This is a genomic window from Terrihalobacillus insolitus, from assembly GCF_028416575.1.
Taxonomy (GTDB): Bacteria; Bacillota; Bacilli; order Bacillales; family Amphibacillaceae; genus Terrihalobacillus; species Terrihalobacillus insolitus.
This window is the reverse complement of the sequence record NZ_JAMQKB010000043.1, coordinates 1-10472: the sequence shown is the minus strand read 5'-3', so window position 1 is coordinate 10472 and position 10472 is coordinate 1. Positions and strand designations below refer to the sequence as shown.

The following is a 10472-nucleotide window of genomic DNA, read 5'->3' as shown; positions in this document are numbered from 1 at the left end:
CGATGTTGCAACAGAACGTTGCATACTTAATCGAAGATCGTTTCATCTTGCTCGAATGAAAAACTAGCTTTTTCTTACTTGACATTACTGGTTGTTTTGTTCAGTTTTCAAGGATCAAAATGATGTCATCTGTTGACGACAGCTTATACATTATAACAAATCAGTATACCATTGTCAACAAGGTTTTAAAAATTAATATTCTTGTTTTTATCTCGTTTTTTCCTTCTTAGTGCGACAGCCAAATTAGTATACCTCGTTTATCTAAAAAAGTCAACACATTGTATTGTATGACTTTCAAAAGCGACGCTACTTAACATACCATGTGTATTAATAAATTGCAATAAAAAATTATCTAAACAGTGAAGATTATCGGAAGATTTCCTCCAACTCAATCTCAAACCCTTTTAATACAGTTGATTTTATAATACCTTTACCCTTCAATATGTCCACTTGTTGATACACTTGTTCATCTGTCAAAGCATATACTAGTATCGCATTTAGCATCGGGTTGATCCACCCAGTACTCTTTTACACCGTATTTCATATAAACTTCCATTTTTGTTACAAGACCATAGGAATAAGCTTTCTTAACGCACAAAAAACCATCTTTGGCTCTGATGGTTTTTTATCCTAAAACAAAAATATTCAATGCTGTTAGTGAGGCCAAACCAGGAATACCTAAAAACCCAATGATAATAGCTGTGAACAAATTGATTGGTACGTGTAATCCGATTGAGGCGCCAAATACATTAAAAAAGAATAGCATTAAAACACCGATCACTAGCTTTACTGCACTATTCCCTAATAATTTCACTGGTTTAATTGGTGCACCTACGATTAATAAAATCGCAATCAATACAACCATACTAGTAATAACTAAAGTTGAATCCATTTCATTTTCCCCTTTCCCGCTTGTCCTATTAATAGCCTATGTCGGGAAAGAAAAAAAAGAACTTATTATATAGAGGTTGTCCAGAAAAACTACAAATAATAAGCCGCACATCTGCTCACAAACGACGGGTGAGTTCTACGTTTGATACAGGACGTGCCTGCCTTCCATTCACCAGCATACCTAAAGTGCACTAATTTTTCGCTGCCTCGCCTCTCTTAATAAGTAAAAATATTTTGCTTTTGCCACTGAAAGATCAAATAATCCTGATTCACTTGCATCAATACTTCTATTAAGGATGGATTCCATGTTCATCCATTCTCTTTTTAACCGATAAATATCTGCTAGGAGTTCTTGGTCTATTTCGCTCTTTTTAATTTTTCGGCCCACCATCTCACCTACTTTACAATTCTCTTCTTCCCTCTAATGCTTTAGATAAGGTTACCTCATCCGCATATTCCAAATCCCCACCCATTGGAAGGCCGTGAGCAATACGTGTTGTTTTTATTCCAGACGGCCTTACGAGGCGAGATATATACATTGCGGTTGCTTCACCTTCAATGTTAGGGTTGGTTGCCAAAATTAGCTCTTGTACTTCCTCGTCCTTTAATCGATTAATCAAACTCGGAACATTTATATCCTCTGGTCCTATTCCATCCATAGGGGAAATAGCCCCATGTAAAACATGGTATTTACCATTAAACTCTTTCATCTTCTCCATTGCGATCACATCCTTAGAATCCTGCACCACACAAATAAGAGACATATCTCTTGACTCATCCTGACAAATAGCACACGGGTCTGTATCTGTTATATGACCACAAATACTACAATGGGATAACTCTCTTTTGGCACTAATTAATGCTTTCGCAAAGTCTAACACATCGTCTTCTTTCATATTTAAAACAAAAAAAGCCAGTCTAGCAGCCGTTTTAGGCCCAATTCCTGGCAATTTTGTAAAGCTGTCGATCAGCTTTGAAATCGGTTCTGGATAATACATGCTTTGTGCCTCCTAGAACATTCCTCCAGGCATATTTAATCCCTTTGTAAATTGTCCCATTGTATCATTTGTTTTTTCTTCTACTTGTTTTAATACATCATTCGTTGCTGCTAGTATTAAATCCTGGAGCATTTCTACTTCATCTGGATCAACAGCCTCTTCATTTATTTGCACGTCCGTAATTTCTTTTTTACCATTAGCAATAACCTTAACCATACCTCCACCAGCTGTCCCTTCAAAGCTAAGCTCCTGTAACTCTTCCTGGGCCTTCATCATGTCTTTTTGCATTTTTTGCATTTGCTTCATCATTTTGTTCATATTTCCACCACCACGCATGGAAATCCCTCCTTTAATAGTTAATCATGAATTTCTAGTAGATCGTCCCCAAAAAGCTTTCTCGCCTCTTCGATAACAGGCTCCTCTTGAATTGCTTGATGGCCTCGATCATTATCTTCTTGTTCACGTTGTTTGTGAACATATTCTGCTCGTAGCTCCTGCCAATTTTGTTCTGGAATTGGTAGGATCGTTAAAGATTTACCAACCAATTCAGTTAATAATGATTCTATCGTTTCTTTATGGTCTAAGGCAAGCGAGCAATGGATCTCATATTTAAATGCAACCACTAGCGCTTGTTCAGATGCAGCCCTTGGTTTACTATTTAACACTGTTGCATGTGCTGGTGCATTTTTTTGCTTTAAAGCATCCATAAAATTAGGCCATTGCGCCTGGATATTTTTCAGCTGTTCTTTAGATGCCTCCCCTAATACGATCCGAATCCGTTCATAAGGTATTTTATAGTTATTTTTTATTCCTCGTGATGGCTTACGTTGAACATCGGCTTGCCTTTTAGTAGTTTCTGGTATACTTGTTGTTTGTTGATATGAGTGAATCTTTTTTTCAAGCAGTTCAACTTTGTCGATCAAGCTTTGAACGGCGCTGTCTTCAACAGTTGGCTGCGATGTTTGCTGTTTCATTTCTACCATATTAAGTATTGCAATTTCAATAAAAACTTTCGGACTATTTGTCCATTTGATTTCCTGCTGACACTGATTTAATTTTGCTATTGCTTGCTGCAACCATGAAGCAGGGACTTCCTTTGACAGCCTTTTAAAGGACTCTGACAAAATTGCCCGTTCCAGCATATTTCCTAACGCCGGCGCGCTTTGGTACAACAACAAATCTCTAAGGTAGTAAATAAGGTCGAAAACAAATCTCCCTGGATCTTTACCTTCATTCATTAATTCATCGAGCGTTAGTAGTGCCTGTTGAACATCATTTTGATAGATGGCTTCAACCATATAGGCAAGCTTTTCTTGAGACACAGAGCCAGTTACAGCTAAAACATCCTCTAACATAACCTGATCTTCACTGTAGGAAATCGCTTGATCGAGTAAGCTTAGCGCATCTCGCATCCCTCCCTCAGCAGATAAAGCAACAGCCTCTAGTGCGTCTTTTGTAACCGAAATACCCTCCACTTCTAAAATAGTCTGCATTCTTTCTACAATTGCTTTTGGAGAAATTCGTTTAAAATCAAACCGCTGGCAACGCGAAATTATTGTGAGAGGGATTTTATGAGGCTCTGTTGTTGCTAAAATAAAAATAACATGCTTTGGCGGTTCCTCTAATGTTTTCAGGAGGGCATTAAACGCACCTATTGATAGCATATGAACCTCATCAATAATGTAAACCTTATACTTAACAGCACTTGGTGCATATTTTACTTTATCTCGAATGTCCCGAATTTGTTCGACTCCATTATTTGATGCGGCATCAATTTCCATTACATCTGATATGGACCCATCTTGAATACCAATACAAGCAGAACATTCGTTACAGGATTCTTCTACTGGAGAATGTTCACAGTTAATTGTTTTCGCAAAAATTTTGGCCGCACTTGTCTTACCAGTTCCACGCGGGCCTGAAAAAAGGTATGCATGTGAGAACTTTTCCTGCACGATCGCATTCTTCAGCGTCCGTGTAATATGGGATTGTCCAACTACATCCGAAAAGTTATTCGGACGCCAAACGCGATACAATGCTTGGTAGCTCATACTAGCGCTCCTTTTTCATATCTTCCTTTATTATACCTGAAGATTGTGTAAGATGTGAACCTTGTTACCATGAAAAAATCGTTTCTGATTTTACTTTCTGCTGGTAGTAAAATACCCTTGCCAAATGACAAGGGTAGACTTTATGTAATGTAACGCCGTGCACCCATCTTTGATGAAATAACCCTAAGCGTTACTTAAGTTCATGGCTCAACCCAGGCTTCCCCACGGCACATGAGAAACACCGCTTACTGCTGCTTCCTTCCGGATCTGACAGGGTTCACGGGTTCCCATTGCGCAGGACCCAAGTGTCAACACCAATCCCTTAAGGCAGACCTTAAAGCTATCCACCTCGGATGGGAATTCAGCCTCGCTATAGCGGATTGCGAGTACAGGGCACCGCTACCTCCCCACCTAGCACGGCAAGTTTGCTAACTATTTTAGGGCGCTTTGTAGCGCATTAATAAGTATAACGAGTTTTAACCTAAAATGCAATGGTAGGAATTCTGTTAAATTTTTCTACACCAATATTTGCAACAACTTTTACTTCATTTTACGTTTTTTCTTATCTCTTATACCCTTAAAAAATTCGCTCATTAGTTTTCCACACTCTTCTTCTAATACTCCGCCCAGAACATCTGCCGTATGATTAAATCTTCTATCTTCTAATAAATTCATTAGTGTACCAACACAGCCTGCCTTTGGATCATATGCACCAAATACAACCCTCTGTATTCTTGATTGCAAGATTGCCCCTGCACACATTGGACAGGGCTCTAAAGTAACATACAAAGTGCATTCCTCTAGCCGCCAGCTCCCTATTACTTGGTTCGCTTTTTCAATTGTGATTAATTCCGCATGGGATGTTGTTCTTTGTTGCGTCTCTCGTAAATTAAACCCAGAAGCAATGATTTCTCCGTTATGAACAAGAACAGAGCCGATTGGAACTTCTCCTATTTGTTCTGCTTTCTTAGCTTCCTCAATTGCTAATAACATAAAATGCTGATCATCCATTTTTATCCCACACCTACGCTTTAATTGTTTATAAATTGCACATGATAATCTAGAAATGCGTGTTTGAAAATCCTCTACAAAGGAGTCTAATCATATGAAACATTCAAGTGAAAATACCGCACTTATACTGATCGATATATTAAATGACTTTCAGTTTTCAAACGGTGAAAAGTTACTTAAACACACAAAAGAGATACTTCCAAACATTTTAAAATTAAAGGCATATGCGAAAAAAAACAACCTACCTATTATATATGTTAATGATCATTATGGCACATGGAAAGCTGACATTGACAAAATTGCTACCCATTGTAGAAATGAAAAGAATGCGAACATACTTGATCAGGTACTTCCGACTACAAACGATTATTTCTTAATGAAGCCAAAGCTTTCAGGGTTTTACCAAACTGCTCTCCCTTCTCTTTTAAGGGAATTAAAGGTAACACATATCATTCTCGCTGGGGTTGCAGGAAATATTTGTGTGCTTTTTACAGCTAACGATGCACACATGAGGGACTTTTCTGTAAGTGTACCCAAAAACTGTGTTGCATCAACGGAAACACATGAGAATGAGCAGGCATTAAATCTTATGAAAATTGTCCTAAGTGCAAACATAGACCCAATCTAATAGTGCGTGTTCAAAAAGTCGGCAAATTAGAAGCAAGCAGGTCGAGGCGGCGCTGTTTTGAGTAACGGAGCGTATGCTTTTAATACGTGAGTAACGGAAAAACAAGCCAACGAAGAGATGCGCCGCTTATCATTTGGTGACTTTTTGAACAACCTATAATATCATCTTTTCTTCCTCTAAAACATACGTTACTTATGAAAGACAATTTGAGAGGAGGAAATGCACTTGCAAATCCATGTTGTGCAATCTGGGGACACCCTTTCCGCAATTGCAAATTCATATAATATAACAGTTGAAACGATCGTTTCCGTAAATGAATTAGACACCCCTAACGAACTTGTCGTCGGTCAGGCACTTGTGATCCCGATTGTTGGTCAATTTTACTTCGTTCAACAGGGGGACAGCTTATATAGTATCGCACAAAAATTTGGGATATCTTATCAAGAGCTAGCAAGAATCAATAATGTATCTGTAAACAGTTCATTATCTACAGGATTTCGTCTGTACATTCCGCCAAGACAAGAACCGATTACAGAAGTAAATGCTTATGTAGAGCCCTATGGAGATACCGTCTCAAGCACGCTTAAAAATGCTACACAAAAACATGCTCCTAACTTAACATACCTATCTCCGTTTAGCTACCGCGTGACAAGAGAGGGCAACATTATCCCACCGCCTTTAGATAATTTTTCTGCGATTGCCTCCAACAATAATGTGGGGCTTGTTCTTGTCTTAACCAATTTGGAGGAAGGGGAATTTAGTGCAGATTTAGGAAGAATTATTGTAACAAATGAAACCGTTCAGGATACTCTTTTCGAGAATATCATCCAAACAGCAAGAAATATCGGCTATCGTGATGTACATTTTGATTTCGAGTTTTTGCCTCCCGATACAAGAGAAAATTATAATAATTTTTTACGCAAAGCAAAACGCGTATTGTCGGAGGCTGGGCTTTTGATCTCCACTGCCCTTGCACCGAAAACGAGCGGTACACAACAAGGTAAATGGTATGAGGCCCATGATTATCCAGCACATGGGGATATTGTCGACTTCGTTGTCCTGATGACATATGAATGGGGTTATAGTGGCGGGCCACCAATGGCTGTATCACCAATCAAACCTGTTCGTGAAGTTGTAGAATATGCGAGAAGTGTCATACCATCAAATAAACTTTTCCTTGGTCAAAACTTATATGGTTACGATTGGACGTTACCTTTTGAACAGGGTGGAGAGTTTGCAAAAGCACTAAGTCCAAAACAGGCTGTTGCCCTTGCTAGAGCGAGAAATGTTGCAATTGAATATGATACGGATTCCCAAGCACCATTTTTCAATTATTATGATGATGCTGGGAAGGAACATATTGTTTGGTTTGAAGATGCTAGATCGATCCAAGCAAAATTTGACCTGATCAAAGAACTGAACCTAAGAGGAATTAGTTATTGGAAGCTTGGATTAGCATTTCCACAAAACTGGGTGTTGCTTGAGGCAAATTTTAAAATTAACAAAATAAGGTAAGGAGCAAAGAAGCCGAAGACATAATTTCACCTTGTTTTCGGCTTTTTTCTACAATTTATTTAAAAACCTGTTATATGTTGAAACTTTTCCGGAGTGAAAATCGTCCTAATTAAGGGTGACCTTTCTATGTGCTTGTAGTAAAATAGAAACAGTCTGCAATTATCATGAAAAGAGGATGTTTCAAAAGTGGGGTATACATGTGAAAGATTCTAGAATGAATAGAAGAAATAGTAAAAAACCTAAGACATGGGTGAAGCGCGTACTGTTTTTGGCAATCCTACTATTTTTAGTTGTCATAAGTTATGGTGGTTATTTGGCGTACCAAGCATACGATGCAGCGAGTGATTCTTATACGGACTTAGAACGTCCTGATGAAAAGTCGGAAAGAAGAGAAACCGCCGTTACAATTGGAGAAGAACCAATATCCATTCTATTACTAGGGATAGAAAATTACACAACAGACGGAAAAGATGGACGAGCAGACACACAAATTGTTGTTACGTTAAATCCGAAAGAAAATGAAATGACGATGACAACTGTTCCTCGTGATACTAGGGTAGAGCTGTCAAATGTTGAACAGTATTCTGGATTTCACAAAATTAATGCTGCTTATACGTATGGATCCATTACAGGTTATGGAGCAAATAAATTAGCTATCGAAACAGTTGAAGATTTATTAGATATTCCGATTGATAAATTTATTGCAGTTGATTTTGAAGGCTTTCGCGATATCGTTGATGCGCTGGATGGCGTAACAGTTGATATTAAAGAACCATTTTGGGAGAAGAACATTTACAACAACAATCAGCGAATTTATTTTGAAAAAGGGCCAAAGCGACTTAACGGAGAAGAATCGCTAGCATTTGTTCGAATGAGAAAACGGGATGTTAATGTTGTTTATTCAAGGGAAGAAAGACAGCGTCAGTTCATCAGAGCAGCCATTGACGAAGCGATATCTGCGGGTACACTGTTTAAAGTTGGAGAAATTTCAGACATCCTTGGTAAAAATGTAGATACAAATCTTAAACCTAGAGAAATTTATACGTTACAAAAAGCATATTCATCCATTGATGCATCTGAAATCGAAACTATAAACATTGAAGGAACCAACCAAATGATTGATGGGTTATCCTACTTTATCCCGAATGAGGGTGCTCTCGATACAGCATCCATACAAATAAAACAGGCTTTAGGATTAATGGAAGAAACAAATACGAACACGGACCAAAGTGATGAAGAACATACAACAGAATAGGATTGATTCTAAAGAAACAAAAGGCATTGAACAGACTTTCGTTCAATGCCTTTTTTAACGTCTATTGCGTTTATTCTTCTAGTTTATTCTTCCAATGTAGAAGTATCACCTGTAGGAAGGCCTAGCTCCCATGACTTCAGTAATCTTCTCATAATTTTACCACTGCGTGTTTTTGGAATTGTATCCTTTATTTCAATCTCTCTTGGTGCAGCGTGTGCGCTAAGACCCGTTTTGACAAAGACTCGAATATCCTCAAGCAATTCATCGGTCGCCTCATAGCCCTCATTTAATGTAATAAATGCTTTAATAATTTCACCGCGTTCTGGGTCTGGTTTACCAATAACCCCCGCTTCAGCTACGGCTTCATGCTCAATTAACTTGCTTTCTACTTCAAATGGACCAACACGTTCACCAGAAGTGTTAATGACGTCATCTAAACGACCTTGGAACCAGAAATAACCATCCTCATCCTTGTAGGCACTATCACCAGAGACATACCAACCATTTACAAAATAACTATCGTATTTACCTGGGTTTTTCCAGATCGCACGCATCATAGATGGCCATCCTTTTTTAATTGCAAGATTCCCCATTTGATATGGCGGTAATTCATTGCCTTCATTATCCACGATGGATGCCTCTACACCAGGGATTGGCTTACCCATTGAACCTGGCCTAATATCCATTGTAGGGTAATTACAAATTAACATGGCACCTGTTTCGGTCATCCACCATGTATCGTGAATTCGAAGATCAAGGGCCTTAACACCCCAAGTAATGACTTCTGGATTTAACGGTTCCCCTACACTTAGTAAATGTCTTAACGAGGACATGTCGAATTGATTTGCAACGTCTTCCCCTGCGCTAACGAGCTTTCTTAACGCAGTTGGAGCAGTATACCAAACAGTAACATTATACTTGTCAACCGTCCCGTACCAAGATTCAGGTGTAAATCTTCCACCGCGAATAACGTTTGTGACACCGTGTAACCATGGGGCAAAAATGCCGTAGCTTGTTCCTGTTACCCAACCAGGATCAGCAGTACACCAATAAATGTCATTTTCCTGCAAATCTAGTACCCACTCCCCTGTTGCGTAGTGCTGAATCATTGCATTGTGAACATGATATACACCTTTAGGTTTTCCTGTTGAACCTGAGGTATAGTGAAGGATCATTCCATCCTCTAGATCAACCCATTCAATTGCAAAATCCTCTGATGCTTGCTTCATTTCCGCAAAATAATCGATATATCTTTCCGAAGCTTCTACCTTGTCACCGACAAGAACAATTTTCTTTAAATCTGGTAAGTCTTCTTGTGGTACCCGGTAAAGTAGATCAGGAGTTGTAATTAGCATGGTAGCTTCACTATCCTGTAATCGATCTCTTACTGCTTGTTCCATGAATGCTTCAAAAAGTGGCCCTGCAATTGCACCAACCTTTAAAACACCAAAAAAACTAGCATAAAATTCTGGACTTCGTGGCATAAATAAAAAGACACGATCACCTTTTTCAATCCCATGCTTTTTTAAAACGTTAGCAAATTGATTACTTTGATTTTTTAACTGCTCAAATGTTAACTCCTCTTCCCGGTCTGGAGCAGAGTAAGAAAGTGCCACTTGATTTTTTTTACTTGGGTTTTCTGCATGTCGATCAATTGTTTCATAAGCAGCATTCACTTTTCCAGTTTCGTACCAACTAAATTTCCTTTTCACTTGTTCCCAGTCAAAATTTTTACGGGCATTGTGATAGTCTTTAAGATTGTGCTTTCCCTCTCTAGCAGGAATAGGTTGCATGTCCATTTGATCACCTCATTAAAAATTTTTGCAAGCGGTATCAATTACTAAAAAAATCACTACTATTACATCGTATGTGCAGAAGACGTAATCTATTTTAAAATTTTTAAAAATTAAGCTAATTCTTATTCTAGACGATAATTTATTATTTTTGAAGTAAAAAACCTTGATAAACTTCAAAAAAATTGGATTATAGAGTGTTCATTGAACTACCCACCACTTACAAAAGAAAGTTCACTTTTGTTGAAGTGGGGGATTCTAATAAATAGACATACACGGTTTGTGTTGTGTATGACCGTATCCCGTTCAACTAGGATACGGTTTTTCCAC

At 38.3% G+C, this 10472-nt stretch carries 11 protein-coding genes and 1 other RNA gene; 3 read left to right on the top strand and 9 right to left on the bottom strand.

Annotated elements, in window-relative coordinates; genetic code table 11:
- Positions 1-366 precede the first annotated feature (366 nt).
- From NC797_RS17755 to tadA, 8 genes are all read right to left on the bottom strand, one after another.
- Positions 367-504 carry a hypothetical protein gene (locus NC797_RS17755; protein ID WP_272438152.1) on the bottom strand — a complete coding sequence of 46 codons (138 nt, stop codon included), beginning with the start codon at positions 502-504 and terminating at the stop codon, positions 367-369.
- A 121-nt stretch (positions 505-625) separates the two neighbouring features.
- Positions 626-892 (bottom strand): pro-sigmaK processing inhibitor BofA family protein, encoded by a 267-nt coding sequence (locus NC797_RS17750; protein WP_272438151.1) that lies wholly within the window; start codon positions 890-892, stop codon positions 626-628.
- A 180-nt stretch (positions 893-1072) separates the two neighbouring features.
- Positions 1073-1282, bottom strand: a complete 210-nt coding sequence (locus NC797_RS17745) for a YaaL family protein (protein WP_272438150.1) — start codon at positions 1280-1282, stop codon at positions 1073-1075.
- Positions 1283-1292: 10 nt separating this feature from the next.
- Positions 1293-1889: a recombination mediator RecR gene (gene recR / locus NC797_RS17740; RefSeq protein WP_272438149.1), complete on the bottom strand. Its 597-nt coding sequence runs from the start codon at positions 1887-1889 to the stop codon at positions 1293-1295.
- A gap of 12 nt (positions 1890-1901) precedes the next feature.
- Positions 1902-2225, bottom strand: a complete 324-nt coding sequence (locus NC797_RS17735) for a YbaB/EbfC family nucleoid-associated protein (RefSeq protein WP_272438148.1) — start codon at positions 2223-2225, stop codon at positions 1902-1904.
- A gap of 20 nt (positions 2226-2245) precedes the next feature.
- Positions 2246-3940: a DNA polymerase III subunit gamma/tau gene (dnaX, locus tag NC797_RS17730; RefSeq protein ID WP_272438147.1), complete on the bottom strand. Its 1695-nt coding sequence runs from the start codon at positions 3938-3940 to the stop codon at positions 2246-2248.
- A gap of 155 nt (positions 3941-4095) precedes the next feature.
- Positions 4096-4360: signal recognition particle sRNA large type (ffs, locus tag NC797_RS17725), an RNA gene on the bottom strand.
- A 120-nt stretch (positions 4361-4480) separates the two neighbouring features.
- A complete protein-coding gene (tadA, locus tag NC797_RS17720) occupies positions 4481-4951 on the bottom strand; it encodes a tRNA adenosine(34) deaminase TadA (RefSeq protein ID WP_272438146.1) in 471 nt (156 codons plus the stop codon).
- Positions 4952-5045: 94 nt separating this feature from the next.
- Here tadA and NC797_RS17715 point away from each other — a divergent pair, with 94 nt between their 5' ends.
- From NC797_RS17715 to NC797_RS17705, 3 genes are all read left to right on the top strand, one after another.
- The gene (locus NC797_RS17715) at positions 5046-5579 is read left to right on the top strand and encodes a cysteine hydrolase family protein (protein ID WP_272438145.1); all 534 of its coding nucleotides are present in this window, start codon (positions 5046-5048) and stop codon (positions 5577-5579) included.
- Positions 5580-5804: 225 nt separating this feature from the next.
- Complete coding sequence (locus NC797_RS17710) at positions 5805-7094, top strand: glycoside hydrolase family 18 protein (protein ID WP_272438144.1); 1290 nt, start codon at positions 5805-5807, stop codon at positions 7092-7094.
- 199 nt (positions 7095-7293) lie between these two features.
- The gene (locus tag NC797_RS17705) at positions 7294-8349 is read left to right on the top strand and encodes an LCP family protein (RefSeq protein WP_272438143.1); all 1056 of its coding nucleotides are present in this window, start codon (positions 7294-7296) and stop codon (positions 8347-8349) included.
- Between the two features lie 83 nt (positions 8350-8432).
- On the opposite strand, the gene acsA is transcribed toward NC797_RS17705, so the two are convergent.
- On the bottom strand, positions 8433-10148 hold the full coding sequence (acsA, locus tag NC797_RS17700; protein ID WP_272438142.1) for an acetate--CoA ligase: 1716 nt from the start codon (positions 10146-10148) through the stop codon (positions 8433-8435).
- Positions 10149-10472: the final 324 nt, after the last annotated feature.

Coding starts and splice junctions, on each gene's coding strand:
- dnaX (WP_272438147.1), bottom strand. CDS start 3,940: ATGAGCTACCAAGCATTGTATCGCGTTTGGCGTCCGAATAACTTTTCG.
- NC797_RS17715 (WP_272438145.1), top strand. CDS start 5,046: ATGAAACATTCAAGTGAAAATACCGCACTTATACTGATCGATATATTA.
- NC797_RS17745 (WP_272438150.1), bottom strand. CDS start 1,282: ATGGTGGGCCGAAAAATTAAAAAGAGCGAAATAGACCAAGAACTCCTA.
- acsA (WP_272438142.1), bottom strand. CDS start 10,148: ATGGACATGCAACCTATTCCTGCTAGAGAGGGAAAGCACAATCTTAAA.
- recR (WP_272438149.1), bottom strand. CDS start 1,889: ATGTATTATCCAGAACCGATTTCAAAGCTGATCGACAGCTTTACAAAA.
- tadA (WP_272438146.1), bottom strand. CDS start 4,951: ATGGATGATCAGCATTTTATGTTATTAGCAATTGAGGAAGCTAAGAAA.
- NC797_RS17755 (WP_272438152.1), bottom strand. CDS start 504: ATGCTAAATGCGATACTAGTATATGCTTTGACAGATGAACAAGTGTAT.
- NC797_RS17750 (WP_272438151.1), bottom strand. CDS start 892: ATGGATTCAACTTTAGTTATTACTAGTATGGTTGTATTGATTGCGATT.
- NC797_RS17735 (WP_272438148.1), bottom strand. CDS start 2,225: ATGCGTGGTGGTGGAAATATGAACAAAATGATGAAGCAAATGCAAAAA.